The sequence below is a fragment of the Youngiibacter multivorans genome (genome assembly GCF_017873395.1).
GTDB classification, from domain to species: Bacteria; Bacillota; Clostridia; order Clostridiales; family Clostridiaceae; genus Youngiibacter; species Youngiibacter multivorans.
The window spans coordinates 26559-43655 of the sequence record NZ_JAGGKC010000019.1 but is presented as its reverse complement, the minus strand read 5'-3'; the positions used below and the strand labels follow the sequence as shown (position 1 = coordinate 43655).

Annotated in this window: 15 protein-coding genes; 12 read left to right on the top strand and 3 right to left on the bottom strand. The window is 45.8% G+C overall.

Annotated features, from left to right (window positions below):
* Positions 1–185: 185 nt before the first annotated feature.
* From cysK to J2Z34_RS11225, 8 genes are all read left to right on the top strand, one after another.
* Positions 186–1100, top strand: a complete 915-nt coding sequence (gene cysK, locus J2Z34_RS11260) for a cysteine synthase A (RefSeq protein ID WP_209459966.1) — start codon at positions 186–188, stop codon at positions 1098–1100.
* Positions 1101–1130: 30 nt separating this feature from the next.
* Positions 1131–1691: a serine O-acetyltransferase EpsC gene (gene epsC, locus J2Z34_RS11255; RefSeq protein ID WP_209459965.1), complete on the top strand. Its 561-nt coding sequence runs from the start codon at positions 1131–1133 to the stop codon at positions 1689–1691.
* A 130-nt stretch (positions 1692–1821) separates the two neighbouring features.
* Positions 1822–2802 (top strand): tRNA epoxyqueuosine(34) reductase QueG, encoded by a 981-nt coding sequence (gene queG / locus J2Z34_RS11250; protein ID WP_209459964.1) that lies wholly within the window; start codon positions 1822–1824, stop codon positions 2800–2802.
* A gap of 26 nt (positions 2803–2828) precedes the next feature.
* Positions 2829–3530 carry a lysophospholipid acyltransferase family protein gene (locus tag J2Z34_RS11245; RefSeq protein WP_209459963.1) on the top strand — a complete coding sequence of 234 codons (702 nt, stop codon included), beginning with the start codon at positions 2829–2831 and terminating at the stop codon, positions 3528–3530.
* A 20-nt stretch (positions 3531–3550) separates the two neighbouring features.
* The gene (nth, locus tag J2Z34_RS11240; protein ID WP_209459962.1) at positions 3551–4195 is read left to right on the top strand and encodes an endonuclease III; all 645 of its coding nucleotides are present in this window, start codon (positions 3551–3553) and stop codon (positions 4193–4195) included.
* 8 nt (positions 4196–4203) lie between these two features.
* Entirely contained in the window at positions 4204–6516 is a 2313-nt protein-coding gene (locus J2Z34_RS11235) for a sensor histidine kinase (RefSeq protein ID WP_209459961.1), read from the top strand.
* 17 nt (positions 6517–6533) lie between these two features.
* A complete protein-coding gene (locus tag J2Z34_RS11230) occupies positions 6534–7181 on the top strand; it encodes a phosphatase PAP2 family protein (RefSeq protein WP_209459960.1) in 648 nt (215 codons plus the stop codon).
* A 2-nt stretch (positions 7182–7183) separates the two neighbouring features.
* Positions 7184–8089 carry a D-alanine--D-alanine ligase gene (locus tag J2Z34_RS11225; protein WP_209460002.1) on the top strand — a complete coding sequence of 302 codons (906 nt, stop codon included), beginning with the start codon at positions 7184–7186 and terminating at the stop codon, positions 8087–8089.
* 98 nt (positions 8090–8187) lie between these two features.
* On the opposite strand, the gene J2Z34_RS11220 is transcribed toward J2Z34_RS11225, so the two are convergent.
* From J2Z34_RS11220 to J2Z34_RS11210, 3 genes are all read right to left on the bottom strand, one after another.
* On the bottom strand, positions 8188–9033 hold the full coding sequence (locus J2Z34_RS11220; RefSeq protein WP_209459959.1) for a nucleotidyl transferase AbiEii/AbiGii toxin family protein: 846 nt from the start codon (positions 9031–9033) through the stop codon (positions 8188–8190).
* A complete protein-coding gene (locus J2Z34_RS11215) occupies positions 9030–9623 on the bottom strand; it encodes a type IV toxin-antitoxin system AbiEi family antitoxin domain-containing protein (RefSeq protein WP_209459958.1) in 594 nt (197 codons plus the stop codon). The genes J2Z34_RS11220 and J2Z34_RS11215 overlap by 4 nt, the downstream gene beginning before the upstream one ends.
* A gap of 305 nt (positions 9624–9928) precedes the next feature.
* Positions 9929–10960, bottom strand: a complete 1032-nt coding sequence (locus J2Z34_RS11210; protein ID WP_209459957.1) for a M42 family metallopeptidase — start codon at positions 10958–10960, stop codon at positions 9929–9931.
* A gap of 294 nt (positions 10961–11254) precedes the next feature.
* On the opposite strand from J2Z34_RS11210, the gene J2Z34_RS11205 reads away from it, so the two are divergent.
* The 4 genes from J2Z34_RS11205 (at position 11255) to J2Z34_RS11190 (ending at position 17063) form a co-directional block, all read left to right on the top strand.
* On the top strand, positions 11255–12715 hold the full coding sequence (locus tag J2Z34_RS11205) for a VanW family protein (RefSeq protein ID WP_209459956.1): 1461 nt from the start codon (positions 11255–11257) through the stop codon (positions 12713–12715).
* 108 nt (positions 12716–12823) lie between these two features.
* A complete protein-coding gene (locus tag J2Z34_RS11200; protein ID WP_342453167.1) occupies positions 12824–13750 on the top strand; it encodes an AAA family ATPase in 927 nt (308 codons plus the stop codon).
* Positions 13751–13754: 4 nt separating this feature from the next.
* Positions 13755–14864 carry a DUF58 domain-containing protein gene (locus J2Z34_RS11195; RefSeq protein ID WP_209459955.1) on the top strand — a complete coding sequence of 370 codons (1110 nt, stop codon included), beginning with the start codon at positions 13755–13757 and terminating at the stop codon, positions 14862–14864.
* On the top strand, positions 14865–17063 hold the full coding sequence (locus J2Z34_RS11190; protein ID WP_209459954.1) for a transglutaminase-like domain-containing protein: 2199 nt from the start codon (positions 14865–14867) through the stop codon (positions 17061–17063). It abuts the gene before it with no gap.
* Positions 17064–17097: the final 34 nt, after the last annotated feature.

Here is a 17097-nt window from a genome sequence, read left to right as displayed (position 1 = left end):
CCACCGGCTGCCTTGCAATTTAATAAATCAGCATGAGGGACTGTTAGCATTTTTCAAAACTTTGCCAGATTACTGACAAGGAAGGTCGCAGTTGACAAAGAAGCCCGGCTTTAGGATAATAGGAATAAGAATTCCTACTGTTTTACTAGGAAATAATTGGGGCATGACCCGAAAGGAATAATGGCATGATATATGGAAGCGTAATGGAGCTTGTAGGAAATACGCCTCTTCTGAAGGTCTCATCATTTGATGACGGCAAGAGGGCTGATGTTTACGTTAAGCTTGAAAAGTACAATCCGGGCGGAAGTATAAAGGACAGGACGGCCCTTGGAATGATAGAGGCTGCGGAGAAGGAAGGAAAGCTGAAAGCTGGCTCCATAATAATCGAGCCTACCAGCGGAAATACAGGTATAGCGCTTGCCATGCTTGGAAAGGCCAAGGGATACAGGGTGGTCATCGTAATGCCTGAAACAATGAGCCTCGAAAGAAGAAGCCTCATCAAGGCGTATGGTGCAGAGCTTGTTCTTACCGAAGGGGCAAAGGGCATGAAGGGCGCAATTGAGAAGGCGCTGCTCCTGAAATCAGACCTTGGAGAAATCGCTTTTGTACCACAGCAGTTCGAAAATGCCGCAAATCCTGAAATACATTACAGGACAACCGGAAAAGAGATATTCGATGACCTTCCGGACCTCGATGCATTCGTTGCAGGAGTAGGAACCGGAGGGACGATCACTGGAGTGGCCTCATACATAACCGAGAGAAAGGGCGATGTTCTGATTGTTGCAGTTGAGCCGGTTAACTCTCCGGTAATATCAGGCGGTCAGGCAGGTCCCCACAAGATACAGGGAATAGGAGCAGGCTTCGTTCCTGAAAACTATCATGGAAAAAATGTCAGTGAGGTCATAAAGGTCAGGGATGAGGATGCCTTCCAGGTTGCCAAGGAGTTTTCCCAGAAGGAAGGCGTACTCGTTGGCATATCCTCAGGAGCCAATATCTTTGCAGCCCTAGAGGTTGCGAGGAGGCTCGGAAAAGGCAGGAAGGTTGTGACTGTCGCTCCTGACGGAGGCGAAAAATACATAAGCATGGGGCTATACGACTGATTCGTAAGGCTTAATTAGAGGGTGAAACAAATGTTGAAGTCCATCATGGAGGATGCAAGGAACATAGTTAAGAAAGATCCGGCTGCGAGAAGCGTCATCGAGGTGCTTTTCCTTTATCCGTGCATACACGCCCTTATCTGGCACAGGATGGCTCATTGCCTTTACAGGCACAAATGGTTTTTCCTTGCGAGGTTCTTCAGTCAGACTGCAAGGTTCCTGACGGGAATCGAAATTCACCCAGGTGCAAAGATCGGGAGAAGGCTGCTGATTGACCACGGGATGGGTGTTGTCATTGGCGAGACGGCTACGGTCGGTGACGACTGTGTGATCTACCATGGGGTTACTCTCGGCGGAGTTTCGACCCTTGAAAAAAAGAGGCATCCGGACATAGGCAATAATGTAATTATTGGTGCCGGAGCCAAGGTTCTCGGACCCATAAAGGTGAGGGATAACGCAAAAATCGGCTCTAATGCCGTAGTTCTCCACGAGGTGCCTGAGGGTGCAACAGCCGTTGGCATCCCGGCAAAGATCCTTATAAAGAAAAAGAAGGACGATCCGAACCTGAAGGTTTACTACTACAACTACATATGAGCATATTCCATTATTATGGAACCCCTGTCCTGCCTATGACGCGGAACCTTTGTCCCGCTACTTTGGCGGGACTGTGTCATTTTCGGGTACTTTTGGTTATAATGAGTGTAAGCGATTAAGGAGGTGCGGCATGAAGGAACTCCATGACAGGATAAGAGAGCTGGGACTGGAGCATTACGGATTTATAAAGGCGAGAAGGCTTGAGGAATCCAAGGAATACTTCATTGAACGTGACCGCAGGAAGCTTTCGAACACCTTCGAGGAATCTGATGCTGATATGAGGATTGACCTGACTTTAGGGCTTCCATGGGTAAAGACAGTTATAAGCTTTGCCATACCTTACTTCTATGATTCCTATATTGCCAAAGGGGCGTACTTTTCACTGTACTCCCAGGGAAAGGATTATCATGCTGTCGTAAGAGAAATACTTTCTGAGGTATCCTCTGTGCTTGAAGGACATGGCTTCAGATCGGAGGTCTTCTGTGACGACAACGCTCTTCCTGAAAGGCTTATAGCGCACATGGCCGGGACTGGTTCCATTGGGAAGAACCATATGCTGATAACAAGGACTTACGGCTCGTATGTGTTCCTCGGCGAGATTCTGACAGACTGGGAGACGGAAACCGAAGAAAAGCCGCCTGAGGATGCAATTGCCCACTCCATATGTGGGGATTGCGACATCTGCCAGAGGGCATGCCCTACATCCATACTTCAAGGAGAATACTACGATTCGAAACGATGCATGTCGTATATAACCCAGGACAAGAAGGTAAGGGATGAGGATTTCGACCTTTTCAAGGGGAGGCTCTTCGGCTGCGACACCTGCCAGAGGGTGTGTCCTTTGAACAAGTATGCACAGAGGTCACATTTTGCTGATTTCCACCCATTACCTTACATGCGGGATCCTGACATCAATGAGATCGTGGCCATGGACAACGGGTTATTTAAAAAATATAAGTCAACTTCATCTGGCTGGAGAGGTAAGAAGCTGCTTAAAAGGAATGCAATGATAGCATTGGCTTCGAAGGGAATGGAAATCCGGGAGGAATTTGCGGATACCGAGTACCTGAAGGATATCCGGGAAAGACTTCTGAAGAAATATAAATTATAATTAAGTTCACTATGAGGGGTATGCATATGTTCAGAGATTTACTGTTAAAGACCGCCATGATACTTCCGCCCAAAGTCCAGAAATTCGCCGCAGAGAAGGTGCTGGACCACGTATTCACGAAGATTGCTCCAATTAACGTATCAGGAGCTGAGAACCTGCCGGAACCAGGGGTGCCGGCAATATTCGTCTGCAACCATCTTTCAAACCTTGACGGACCTGTCATAAGGCGGGTTCTCAAAAGACAGGACCCTTATTTTGTAGCGGGAATGAAGCTGGACAACGTTTCGCTGACATCACTGTTCAAGAATCTTTTCAAGAGCGTTGACATCAAGCCCAATTCACCTGACAAGGAAGCGATGAAGGCAATGCTCGGTCACCTGAAGTCAGGGGAATCAATCATGATTTTCCCGGAAGGTACAAGGTCAAGGTCATATTCGCTCCAGGAAGGCAAGCGTGGGATACTTCTCATAGCAAGGCTTTCGGGAGTTCCCATAGTGCCCATGGCTCTCACCGGAACAGACAAGGTTCTTCCGATAAATCCGGAGGGGGAAATGGGAGCTGAGAAGGTCCACAAGGGGAACATAAGCCTTGTCATAGGCAACCCCTTCAACCTTCCGCTGAAGCTTCAGGATGAATCCAAGGAGGACTTCGAGAAGCGTTCCATGGATGCGATCATGATGAGCATAGCCAGGATGCTTCCAAAAGAGTACAGAGGTATTTACGCCTGAAGAAAGGGATTTTGTGACTTATGAAAAAGAAGAACAGGGAGATCATTGAAATACTGGAGAGGACCTATCCGGACGCAAAATGCGAGCTGGACCATGGAACTCCATTCCAGCTTCTTGTCGCTACAGTGCTCTCGGCTCAGACCACTGACAAGAAGGTCAATGAGGTGACCAAGGTACTTTTTGAGAAATACGGGACCCTTGTGGATTTTCTTGAGATAACTCAGGATGAGCTTGAAGAACATATCAGGGTAATCGGCCTCTACAAGAGCAAGGCAAAGAACCTGATGGGACTCTTCTCGATGCTCCAGGATGAGTTCGGCGGTGAAGTACCAAAGACCATGGAGGAGCTGACAAGGCTTCCAGGTGTAGGAAGAAAGACTGCGAATGTCGTCATGTCAAACTGCTTTGACATACCTGCAATAGCCGTCGACACTCATGTGTTCAGGGTCTCGAACAGGCTTGGCCTGGCAAAGGAAAAGACCCCCGAAAAGACAGAAGAAGCGCTTATGAAGAGCCTGGACAGGAAGGTATGGACGAAGGCACACCACATGCTTATCTTCCATGGAAGAAGGCTGTGCCATGCGAGGAAACCTCAGTGCAGCGAGTGTCCTCTTAAGCTTCATTGCGACTACTACAAGGAGAATGGAGGCATTTCTGCTTCTTAGCAAGAAAAATGAGCGAGAACGCAAAGAGAAAGTTTAAAAATTCACTCCTCGTTCTTATATCCTCCGCATTCCTTGCCCTTGGCATAAGGAAGGCGGTGGATGTTTATCTTGCAGTTTTTCCTGTGATGCAGAGCGAGAGCCTGGATGTCATCATGCTGACGCTTTCAGTTGTTTCCGCACTGTGCATACTCACATATGCCATATCAATGAGGAAGAAATACTCACTGGTGCTTGCCACTGTTCTCTTCGGTGGAGGAATCCTTGAGTATGGCAACAACCTTTTTATTATAAACAGGGAAATAAATGTCAATTTCAAAGGCCTTTTTCTGGTGCTTATACTATTTTCAATGTTCATGCTGGTCATGGAGAATACTGACAGGACGCTGAAGAGCTGGGAATTCGTTGTGCTTTTCGCAATAGGCATGTCAATACTGTTCCTGAATACACTTGCTGTAAGAATGGGAATCATCCAGGAGATATACTACACGTCTGCTGCAGCGCCTTATATTGAAGCATTCATACTCGCGACAATACCCGTTTTCGGCTTCATGTACTATAACACCAAGGAAACAAAGCAGAACCTCTTCAACTCTCTCTTTGTTGTGGGTTCAATATTCTATAGCCTTTCACAGGTTTACTACAGCCTGTTCTACTACAGGATCTATGCGCCGTACTACCTGACGGCCCAGGTTTTTGAGACATTCTCCTTTTCGCTTCCCATTCTCTCGACTCTGGTGACGCTTATGGCGAGCATAGCGGAGAAGGACAGGGTCATCAACAAGTCCGATATACTCAAGAAGAACCTCTTCATGTTCTTCAAGTCTGCGGAATACAACGACCTCATATCGGTCTTCGTGAACGACAGGTTTGAGATCGTATATTCAAACCCGAAATACAGGTCATATTTCGGCAATTCCGGCAAGGAGCTGCAAGCGGAACTGAGAGATTATCTTATTGAGAAGGCAAAGCGGATAAAGGAAAGGAAGAACTACTCATCGAGCATACAGATTGACCTGGAGGGGAAGCAGCACATACTCGAGCTTGACGTCGTATACATACCATCAGAGGATGAGAATGTATTCTGCATAAATGCCAAGGACGTCACTTCCTTCAGGGTGATGCAGGAATCCCTTGCGAAATCTGAGAACAAGTACAGGTCGTTCTTCAACCTGATCCCCGATTTCATATTCGTATACGACATTGAGAACGGAAAGATCCTTGAGGCCAATGACGCCATATACACGGAGTTTGACGAGGTCAAGAGAAGGAACCTGGGTGATGATATCACAAAGAAGCTGTTTGAGACACAGGGCAACTTCAGCCTTGAGAAACTGGCTAAGACAATATATGCCGATGACATAATCAAGCTTGACACCTACAAGATCTATGGCGAAAACGGCAAGGTCACATATGTGGAGCCTAATTTCAGGCTTATCAAGGTTGACGGCAAGGCCAAGCAGATCCTTGTATTCCTGAGGAATATCACTAATGCAAAGAAGCTTGATGAGCTGAGGATCGAGAACGAGGACAACCTCAGAAGGCTTTATCAGGCTCAGGAGCATGAGAAGGTCAAGAATGAATTCTTTGCCAATATTTCCCATGAGCTGAGGACACCGATAAACGTAATCTTCTCTGCACTTGAGGTCATGGAACTCCATAGGAACAACGAGGAAAAGCTTGCTGAGTACAAGTCGATCATAAGGCAGAACTCCTACAGGCTCCTGAAGCTTGTAAACAACATCCTGGACTCAACCAAGTTCGATGCGAAGTTCTATAACATAAGGCTCCTCAACATGGATATCGTAAGACTGGTTGAAGACACGGTAACTTCCGTCGTCCCGTACGCTTCAAGCAGGGGTATTGAGCTGATATTCGACACCGAATTTGAAGAGAAGCACATTGCCCTCGACAAGGACAGCCTTGAAAGGGTTGTTCTGAACCTTTTGTCCAATGCAATCAAGTTCACTCCACAGGGTGGGGAGATAAAGGTAATGCTGTCGGAGCAGGACAGTGAAGTAAGGATCAGCGTAAGCGACACAGGAATTGGAATACCTTCAGACAAACTGAAGGACATCTTCGACAGGTTCATACAGGTAAACAAGTCGACAACAAGGGACCATGAAGGAACCGGAATCGGACTTTCGATCGTAGACAAGCTTGTTGACATAATGGGAGGACGCTGTGAGGTAAGCAGCGAGCTTGAAAAGGGCTCTGATTTCTCTGTTATCCTTCCTGATATACAGGCAGACGATGACGGCGAGGGAACGGAAAACTATGAGATAAGCAGCGAGAGGGTAGCGATTGAGCTATCAGATATTTGATTATTGGAGGACAGCATATGGTCAGGCAAATCACTGGAAAATACGGAATCACCATCGGGAGGGTCTTATTGCTCCTCTCAGTAATTGCTTCAGCCAGCCTGTATTTTCTTTTCAACAAACCCACTGCAAGTATCCTGGATCTGTCGACAGGATTGGACAGGATGCTGCCTTTTGTGCCTTCCTTCATAATCTTCTACGACATCTGGTATCCTTTCATTATCATCGGAGGAATGATCCTGTTTTTCCTTGATGGAAATACGTTCAAAAGGGCAGCCCTTGCACTGGACATCGGCTATTTGTCCTCCTACATAACCTTTTATTTCTTCCAGTCGACAGTCGCAAGGCCTGATGTATCAGGCGATGGGATTTTCCTTTCGCTTGTCAGGTTTACCTACGGATTTGACAAGCCATTCAACTGTTTTCCCTCAATTCATGTGCTTGTTACCTTCGTGGTGTGTGCTGCAATCCTAAGAAGCCTGGTCTATTCGAAAGGCTGGAAAGTCTTTTCAATAATAGTTTCAGTGCTTATAATAGTATCTACGGTGCTTATAAGGCAGCATGTGGTCCTCGACATACTCGGAGGAATAATATACGGCATTGCAGCAATCAAAGCTTCCGACTGGATTTTTGACAGAATACACAATTTACAGGAGATGGAGTTATGAAGATGAAGATAGGCGTACTGATGGGTGGGATATCAAGCGAAAGGGAGATATCGCTTAGGTCAGGCAGAGAGATGCTGGCGAACATTGATACTGAGAGGTTTGAACCGGTAGAGGTCGTACTTGATACAAGGGATGACATATTCGAGAAGGCAAAGGGGCTAGATTTTGCACTCCTTGCACTTCATGGAAAATACGGCGAGGACGGAACAGTCCAGGCTGTGCTTGAAGCCCTTGGAGTCCCATATTCAGGCTGCGGAGTTCTTGCAAGCTCCATGTGCATGGACAAGGATATTGCAAAGACTGTCCTCCGGCAGAAGGGAATAAGGACTGCTGACTGGATAATAGCAAGGTCCCTTGAGGAATTCACTAAGGAGTCAATGGCAGAGCTTGGTGCCAGGGTCGTTGTGAAGCCGAACAGCGGAGGCTCCTCAGTCGCCACATTCATTTGTGATGGCTATGAAGAAGCAAGGAATGGCCTGGAGGAAGCGCTTAAATACGATACCGAGGTCATGATCGAAAGATTCCTTAAGGGTGATGAAATCACTGTACCAGTCCTTGATGGAGAAGTCCTTCCGACACTCATGATCAAGCCTCAGAAGGGCGGATTCTTCGACTTCACCTCAAAATACGAGGAAGGCGGGGCAATAGAGGAGATAATAGAGCTTCCTGAAGAGCTAAAGAATGAGGTCAATACACTTGCCAAAGGCTCATACGAGGCACTGAAGTGCTCGGTATATGCCAGGGTTGACTTCATACTTAATGATGGAAAGCCATACCTCCTGGAGCTCAACACACTTCCAGGAATGACCAAGACATCTCTATTCCCAAAGAGCGCCAAGGGCATCGGTCTTAGCTACAAGGACCTTATAACAAGGATAATTGATATCTCACTGAAGGTCAGGGGATAGTTATAAAAAATGGTATGCAGGTAAGTCCTAAGACTTTCATGCATACCATTTTTCTCTTGACATTCATGCTAAATTAATTTTCAATTTTAGCTTAGATGTCAAGAATGCGTAATTATTTCATGTACTGACTTGATGCTGTTCATCACATCAGACCATTCAATTTCAGATGCATATGCATATTTTGACTGATATTGGCTCCAAAGTCTTTTGAGTGCATCTGATTTATTTATCATTTCGATATAATCTTTACTATTTTCGAGTAGAGTCCCCAAACTTCCTCTATGGGCTGAGGTTGCTTCGAAAGCTTTTTTTAGCATCTCATCATTTAGATCGGTGCCATGCGATGAGAACAAGGTGTGGATGTCATAATAATCCCTCATTCTAGTTGTAGTCGTGCCCCTTGAAAGGATAGTCTCCATTTTCTCGGCAAAAATTGTCTCCAGATTGTATGAAAGAATATTAATTTTGCGGTTTTCAAGAAGCAGCTTGAAGTCATATTCTATTGCATCTGGTGTCAGAATATCACCTGTTGAAATATCGAGTTTCATGGTTTGTTTAGTCTTGTCGAACAAAGCATTAATTGAAACTCGAATTCCTGGATATTCAGCTTCTTCCCGTATAGGTTCTAGTTTACCAAGTGTCATTGTCACGCCGTCTTCAATTGGGATATCGACTATCTCATTGAGGACTCTAAAAAGATTCTCTTCAGATAGTTCGAATCCTCTTATCGTTGCATCCATGTCCATGGTCGATCTGGATGCTATTCCTACGATTGAAGCTATAAGCATGCCACCTTTTAAAATGATATGATTCCTATAGTCTGAAAGAGATATTCTTTCCAAAAACCTTTCAAGCATGTAGTTACGTAAGAGTATCTCAGACTGTACTGAGTTTTCTACTGATAGATTACGAATTAGTGCTTTAAGCTGTGTTGATGTCTTCAAAGAATCACCTCCAGATAAGGGCGAAGTGCATTATCTACACGCAAAAGCTCAGCATATTTAATCAGTTTGTTCAGGTCCTTATCTTTCCTTCGAAGATAGTTTCTGATTGCTTCGCTCACAATTGCAGGATCCTGATTGTTCCTGTCCCTCATTATGTCGCATACTGTCCGTTCTAAATCATAAGTTCTAACTTTGTTTCCAAATATTGTTTCTTTTATACATACACCTAATTCAAACAGCTCTTTCTTTACAGTATGTACAATCAAACCGTCATTTTTCAGTTTTGTAGGGTTGTATCCATTAGGAACGGTAACCACATATTTGATAGGATCACGGTCTGTCAATCCATGAAGAAAAAGTGCTGTTTCATGAGAATATACTATTTTATCTTTTCTCAGCTGAATGATCTTCATTCTGTCATCCCAAAGCTCAGGTGTAATATAGACACCATGTGCAACACGTTCCAGTTCGCCTGTTGAAACAAGCTGCCGCAGATATTCCCTGTGGATGCCATTTATTTCAACCTCTTTGGTTGTGATGATACCTTTGTGATTCTTAATAAATTCTCTCAGTTCTTTTGTTCCAGTCATGATTAACCTCACTTTTGACGTTTATACTAATATTATATTTTATATTAGCGTAATTGTCAAAAAGTTGATTCCTGACTCTATCATTTTCAGCAGTCAAGTTCATTATGTGTGGTAGAGCGAATTACATACAAACCGTTGGTTATTGATAAGACAAAAGCTGGGTTTATATTGGCATTAATCCCAGTATAAATTAAAGCCCTTGGGTTTCCACTTATTCGCAGAATCCAAGGGCTGAATGCTGATATTGATAGTTTTTTATTGTGATAAACGTTGAGTATGACTGACAAAGCAACGCGAGGAAATTCTCAAGCCTTTTCCATTGCGTACTTCACAACAAGATCGAATGTTGCCATTAGAGAGTCAAGGTGTGTACGCTCATATCCATGTGAAGCGAATACTCCGGGACCGATCAGACCAGTGCGGAGGTCGTGTCCTGCTCCCAGAGCGGCAGAGGCGTCTGAGCCGTAGGAAGGGTAGATGTCTACTGCATATGGTATGGATTCCCTTTCGCATATGGAGACAAGCCTCTTTCTGAGGGCATAGTCGTATGGTCCTGTGCTGTCTTTGGCACAGATGTTGACCTTGAATTCGCTTGAATTCTGGTTGTTGCCCGGAGCTCCCATGTCCACTGCTATGAATTCAGTGATCTCTTCAGGGATTCCGGCGCTGGCTCCGTGGCCCACTTCCTCGTAATTAGATATGAAGAAGTAGATTGAACGTTCAGGTTCCATATCCTTCAGCTTCTTTGCAGCTGCAAGGAGTACTGCTGCACTTGCCTTGTCATCAAGGTATCTGGACTTCACGAATCCATTATCAAGGATCATGAGCTTTGGATCCATGAAGACAAAGTCTCCGACGCCGATTCCAAGCTTTGCCACATCTTCCTTGGATGAAACCCTTTCGTCTAAGACGATCTCCATATTGGCCTGTATCCGTTCAAGAGTCCTAGCATCATTGCTGTCAATGTGCACTGATGGCTTTGTGGTCTGAACAGTGCCAGAAATGAGTTTTCCGTCAGAGTTCAATACCTTGCAGTTTTCTGACTCAAGGGTATTGAACATGTAGCCTCCTATGAGGGTGAATTCAAGGGTTCCCTTGTCCCTGATGCTTTTGACCATACCTCCCAGGGTATCGGTATGTGCCGAAAAAAGGAGTCCTTCAGGGCTTTTGCCGTCAATCTTTGCAACCACAGCTCCCTTGTTGGTAGTCCTGGCGGATATGCCGGCAACAGCCAGTTCTTCCCTCACATAATCCATTACCTTCTCATGGTAGCCGGTTGGGCTATCCTTCAAAATCAATTCTTTTAGGATTCTCAGTATTTCTTTTCCTTCATCCATAGGGTTCCTCCAATTGGCAAAATTGAGTCTTTCCCATAATTATATAACAAAATCACCATGATTTCACATGGCAGATGAAAGATCGGCAAAGCATCTGCGATGAATGGAAATATATTCCGGATAGCTTGGGAATCATGATGTTGACAAAAGCAAATCTTAAAGTTAGATTAATTTGTAATCATAATGTTATGCATGGGTATAATGCCTTTGTTATAATTACTTTGATAAATTGAACTAACTTCCAATATATTTTGAGGAGGGCAGTGGATCCAGTATGAACGGGTCCTGTGCGATATGAAAAAAAAGACTGCGATGCTACTTATCCTGATACTTGCTGTTGTCGGTGTCAGTGGATATGCATACTACTCAAGCGTCCAGAGGGAAAAGGCGAGGATTGAACTTGAAGCTAAACAGGCTCTGGTTGCTGAATGGGCGAACAAGGTTTATCCAGGAGTTGTCATTGACGGAATTGATTTTTCCGGGCTGACCCTCGAGGAAGCAAAGACAAAGTTCGAGAGTGAGATTCTTGATGTCATCGAAGGCAAGACTGTTAAGGTTGACGTCCTCGAAAAAGAATACTCCTTCACATACGACAAGCTGAATATCAAGATAGATGAAGAGAGCATATTGAATGAAGCCATGGATTTCGGAAAGGGCCTTGAGTTCGAAGAACAGGTTGCGTATCTGAAAGCACCCGGCGGAACTGAGATCAAGGTTGAATTCAGCCATGATGCAGCATACGTGGATGAGTTCGTGAACCAGATAGTCACAGAGAACACGCAGGAAGCTAAGGATGCCACTCTTTCCAGAAAAGACGGTGCATTTACAGTTACCGCATCACAGAACGGACAAGCCATAGATGCTGAAAAGCTAAAAGCAGATGTAATAGCAGCAATTGAGCCGGGTCTTACAGACCCAGCTGAGATAGTTGCAGTGGTTGCTGTAACTGAGCCAAAAGTAAAGGCTGAGACCCTGAAGAAGATCAACGGGGTGCTTGCATCCTATACCACAGACTATTCGTCATCAATTGCGAACAGGAAGTTCAATGTAGCCCTGGCTGCAAAGAAGATTTCCGGAACGCTCCTTATGCCTGGAGAAATCATAAGCTACAACAAGTCCATTGGTTCAATATCTGTTGCAGCAGGCTTCAAGGAAGCTGGAATATTCGTCGGCAACAAGGTTGAGTCAGGAATAGGCGGCGGAGTATGTCAGATCTCAAGTACACTCTACCAGGCCGGAGTAAGGGCAGGACTTGGAGTTGTCGAGAGAAGGAACCACAGCATGAAGGTATCATACCTTCCGGTTGGATTTGACGCTACTGTTTATGCGCCATACACTGACCTTAAGCTTCAGAACAACTACAATTCCCCGATCTATATAACATCCTACGGAGACGGTAAGAAGGCTAATGTCACTGTTTACGGAAACGTAGATGAAATGGGCGGAAAGTCATACAACTTTGTAACAGACGTTTATGCAGTCCTTAACCCTAAGACAGAATACATCGACGACCCGACACTTGTGGTCGGCACAAACGTTGTTGAGCAGAATGCTGTTACGGGATACAAGGTAAAGGTATATCTCCAGACTATAGTAGGCGGCAAGGTAGTATCGACAGACATTATTTCAAGTGATGCTTACAAGGTTGTCAACAAGATAATCAGAAGGGGAACAATGCCAGCCCCGGTGGAGGCACCAGTAGAGACCCCACCAGCGGAGACACCAGCTGAAACTCCGGTAGTTCCACAAACATAGAATATCGAATTAACCAGACCACCGGGGAGCATTATTATTCTGCTTACCGGTGGTCTGTTCAAATTTCAAGGAACAGTATTTTGAAGAGGAGTTGGACAAGCTTTGGAAGTGCTTGAGAGGATAGAGAAGAACATAGAGAAGGTAATACTTGGCAAAGACAGGGAAATCAGGAACATCCTTAAGGGAATGCTTGCCGGCGGGCATATTCTCATTGAGGATATACCGGGAATAGGAAAGACGACTCTGGTCAAGGCCCTTGCGAGAAGCGTCGACCTGACGTACTCAAGGATACAGTTCACACCTGACCTGCTGCCATCGGATATTACCGGGGTATCAATATATAACCAGAAGACCATGAACTTTGAATACAGGAAGGGACCTATATTTGCCAATGTTGTTCTAGCTGATGAGATCAACAGGACTTCGCCGAAGACTCAATCCGCACTTCTTGAAGTCATGGAGGAAAACCAGGTTTCAGAGGGGAATTCCACGTACGCTCTAGAGAAGCCTTTCTTTGTCATGGCTACACAGAACCCAATCGAGTACGAGGGAACTTTCAACCTCCCGGAAGCACAGCTGGACAGGTTCATGATAAGGATAAGGATCGGGTACCCAAGCCACGACGATGAAATCAGGATCCTAATGAATTTCAGGGAGGAGAACCCCCTCGAAGCACTGGAACCTGTTGCCACAAAGGAAGACATACTGATACTTCAGGACAATACAAGGCGCGTAAGGGTCAGTGACGAGATATATGACTACATCGTAAGGATAACATCGGAAACGAGGACAAACAGGCTGTTTACACTTGGTGCAAGCCCAAGGGCTTCGCTTGCCTTAATGAAAATCGGACAGGCATCCGCCCTGATATCGGGCAGGGATTATGTCATACCGGAGGATATCAAGGAAAATGCATCGATGGTCCTCTCTCACAGGGTGCAGACCTCTGCTTATGCCAGAAGTCAGGGCACAGGGAGCCTTGAGGCTATTAAGCTTGCCCTTGCAATGGTCGATCCTCCAAAGATAGGCAGGTAGAGAGATGAGGGTCGACATCAAGTTCATCATGGCTCTCGCAGCGGTTTATTTGCTGTATGTCATACAGGGAGGCTTCATATTCACATCTCTCCTTATCATATTCGCTTCAATGGGAGCAATATCCCTTATCATGACAATATCAGCTGCAGCAAGCCTGAAGAGTGAGATGAAGGTGAAGAAGAAGCATTTCATAGCAGGAGACAGAGGAGAGTTCTATCTTACAATCTCCAATGACAGCTATTTCTTCATGCCTTTCTTAAGAGCATTTGCAGGAAGAGAGGAGCTTGACGTCAGGAGTGCAAGCCCCAGGGATGCCACGCAGATTCCATTCAGGTACGATTTCAGGAAGAGAGGCATTTATGAGTTCAAGGACATTACCCTTGAGATAAGGGATGCGTTCAACATAATATCGACAAGGAGAGTCTTCAAGAGAGAAGAGATAAGGGTATACCCGAAGCTTAAGAGCCTGAATCCCAGGGAGTATGTTCCCGGCTTCGGAACCCTTGGCAGCTCAAGGACCGCACTTTCGAAGGAAGACCATTACAGTCAGAGGGAACTTCGCAGATATTCCCCTGGTGACAGCCTGAGGAAGGTCAACTGGAAGGTAAGCGCCAAGTATGGGGAGATATTCGTTAAGATCGGCGAGAGCATGAGGAGCCGGGACCACCTGCTTCTGCTGGACATGTCTGAAAGCGTCTATCAGCTTGACGATGATGGCAGCCACGAGGAGAACCTCGTATCGTACGCATTGTCGGTATCCAAGGATATACTCAGGAGAGGATATGAGCAGACCTTCGTGATCAATGGAAAAGAACGCAAGATATTTGAAATAAACAGCGGGAAGGACTTCGACGCACTGATGGAATACATGATATCGGCTGACTCCCACAACAGGAAGGAGCTCGGGACATTCCTCACAGAAAGGACTGACGACTTCAGGGACAGAGGGAGCCTGCTGATCTTTACCGGAGCACTCTCAAAGTCTGCAGCGATTAAGATAGCAGACCTTAAGTCCGGGAAGAACAGCGTTACTGTGTTTACCTTTGAGGTCAAGGAAGGTGCCGGGATTGAAAATGCCGATATTGGTACAGTTATCATAGGGGAGGAAGGATAGATGGATTTCTTCAAAAGCAGGATCCTGCAGAACCTCCTCATATTCCTCAACATGACGGTTTTCGCAGCTGTTGTGGTGAGAGCCTACCATATCAGGGAGCTTAGTGTTGCACTGGTTGCAATAATGGCATTTCTTCCTGTCGCAATGACTGCATTCTTATCTGTGGCCATAAGGGAGAAATATCAGAGGGCAAGGTGGGCGGCTATCGCTGTAATCCTCATCGTCATTAACTATACGATTTGGAGGTATACAGGCGAGAGCACAATAGGAGATTCTCTTGCAGACGTAAATCATGCGCTTACTTTCGGGCAGGAAGTCACTGTCGAGATGTTCATGCCTCTTCTGAGGATGCTCATTATGGGAGGAAGTCTACTGCTTGCCGTGACGGTCACCATATTTCCATACAACTTAATAATCGTCGACACTGGGTTGATATTCTTCCTCTGGGCAGTTGATTACTACAACCAGGCTGCAGATTACGTGAAGATGTTCGTGCCTGTATGGGTGCTGTCTATCCTGCTATACAGAGGTACTTTTCTAGACGAGACTGCAAAGAGCCTCAAGGTCAACAAGAAGGCGAGGCTGTTCCAGATACTCGCAATATCACTTGTGGTTGCTACAGGGATGTCTTTCGTTGACCTCGACAAAAAGGGTCTGTACACAGACAGGCTATGGACTTACTTTAACAACATGCTGGTACCTACCCTGTATATCAACGGACAGGAAATTGAAAGCCCGTTCACAATAGCCTCGTCAGGCTATAATGATTCAGACACGAAGCTTGGCGGGGACGTATCTATAAATGACAGTGAATCCCTGAGGGCGAAGGGGGACAATCCCGTATACCTGAGGGGGTCAGTCAAGTCCAGATATACCGGAACCTCCTGGCTGGTTGCTGAGATGGGCTATACAGCAGGGGGCAGGGTAGAGGATTATAGGTTGAGCGTACTGAATTCAATTACCTCCAGTTATGCTGAAGCCATAAAGAACATTGAGATATATCCGCTGTCGGATATGACTTCAACCCTGTTCAACACTTTAAATACGCGTGAACTGTATTTCAACAACAGCATACAGAGGGTATTCTACAACGGAGACTTCCAAATATACACTGCAAACAAGGAGAGTTCTGAAAGCTATACAGTAGAGTACTACTATGAGCCGGTTATAAGGCAGGAGCTGATTTCAAAGGATTTCGGCCCGTCAGTGAGAAGCAGGAACCTTAGATACCTGGAGCTTCCTTCATACTATTCAGCAGAAAGTGAAAGAGTGCGAAGCCTTGCGCTGAATGTAGCAGGAACTGCGAAGAGCAACTATGAGAAGGCTGTTGCCCTTACAGATTACCTTAAGACCCAATATAGCTATACCCTTACTCCGGGAACCTACGACCCTGGCTCTGATTTTGTTGAGGAGTTCCTGTTCAGTGAGACCGGAGGCTACTGCGTGCATTACGCTTCAGCCCTGGCAATAATGCTGAGGATAAATGGCGTTCCAGCGAGATACGTGGAAGGCTTCAAGATAAGCGGAGAAAAGGCTTCTGACGGTTCATACGTTATAAGGAACAGTGATGCGCATGCATGGACTGAGGTACTCATTGATGAGGACAGGGACCTCTGGATGACATTCGATGCCACGGGTACAGTAAGGGAGCAAGGGGAAATCGATGAGCCTGGCGAAGGCCCTGTGGACCCTGCAACGCCAGGGGGAGAAGATCCCGGCGAAGGGACAGTGACTCCAGGAACTCCTGGAGGAAGACCGGAGGTCGACCCTGAAGAGCCGATACCGGGACCAATACCTGTCAAGGAGACTTTTGGAAGCATGCTTGCAAGGCTGTTCTCCTATGCTGCCATTGCGATGGCAGTAATCCTAGCGCTCATGGTATTAAGAAAACTGATTATAGTTGAAATGGCGATGTGGTCCAAGTCTCTTAAAAGATACTTTTCCCTAATCAACGGAGCTTTAGAGGAAGCTTACGAGGTCAGAAAAAAAGGGGAGACAGACTTGGAATTCGCCAACAGGCTTCACGACAGCGGAATCAAGGAAAGGTATCTGATTCTGGTAGGTGAAGCGTATAAGGAAGTCTACGGCGGTGAAGAGGGAGAATTCCCTGAAAGGCGGGAGCTCTACAGGGACATATCGAGAAGGGCAATGAGGCTGAGAGGCCTTCCGAGACATATATTCAGACGGTATGTGATCTAGCACTGGGATGACATAAAAGTCGTAAGACTTGAAT

Bases quoted from the DNA above. Each gene is read 5' to 3' on its own strand.
- cysK (WP_209459966.1), top strand. From the start codon at position 186: ATGATATATGGAAGCGTAATGGAGCTTGTAGGAAATACGCCTCTTCTG.
- epsC (WP_209459965.1), top strand. From the start codon at position 1,131: ATGTTGAAGTCCATCATGGAGGATGCAAGGAACATAGTTAAGAAAGAT.
- queG (WP_209459964.1), top strand. From the start codon at position 1,822: ATGAAGGAACTCCATGACAGGATAAGAGAGCTGGGACTGGAGCATTAC.
- J2Z34_RS11245 (WP_209459963.1), top strand. From the start codon at position 2,829: ATGTTCAGAGATTTACTGTTAAAGACCGCCATGATACTTCCGCCCAAA.
- nth (WP_209459962.1), top strand. From the start codon at position 3,551: ATGAAAAAGAAGAACAGGGAGATCATTGAAATACTGGAGAGGACCTAT.
- J2Z34_RS11235 (WP_209459961.1), top strand. From the start codon at position 4,204: ATGAGCGAGAACGCAAAGAGAAAGTTTAAAAATTCACTCCTCGTTCTT.
- J2Z34_RS11230 (WP_209459960.1), top strand. From the start codon at position 6,534: ATGGTCAGGCAAATCACTGGAAAATACGGAATCACCATCGGGAGGGTC.
- J2Z34_RS11225 (WP_209460002.1), top strand. From the start codon at position 7,184: ATGAAGATAGGCGTACTGATGGGTGGGATATCAAGCGAAAGGGAGATA.
- J2Z34_RS11215 (WP_209459958.1), bottom strand. From the start codon at position 9,623: ATGACTGGAACAAAAGAACTGAGAGAATTTATTAAGAATCACAAAGGT.
- J2Z34_RS11210 (WP_209459957.1), bottom strand. From the start codon at position 10,960: ATGGATGAAGGAAAAGAAATACTGAGAATCCTAAAAGAATTGATTTTG.
- J2Z34_RS11205 (WP_209459956.1), top strand. From the start codon at position 11,255: ATGAAAAAAAAGACTGCGATGCTACTTATCCTGATACTTGCTGTTGTC.
- J2Z34_RS11195 (WP_209459955.1), top strand. From the start codon at position 13,755: ATGAGGGTCGACATCAAGTTCATCATGGCTCTCGCAGCGGTTTATTTG.
- J2Z34_RS11190 (WP_209459954.1), top strand. From the start codon at position 14,865: ATGGATTTCTTCAAAAGCAGGATCCTGCAGAACCTCCTCATATTCCTC.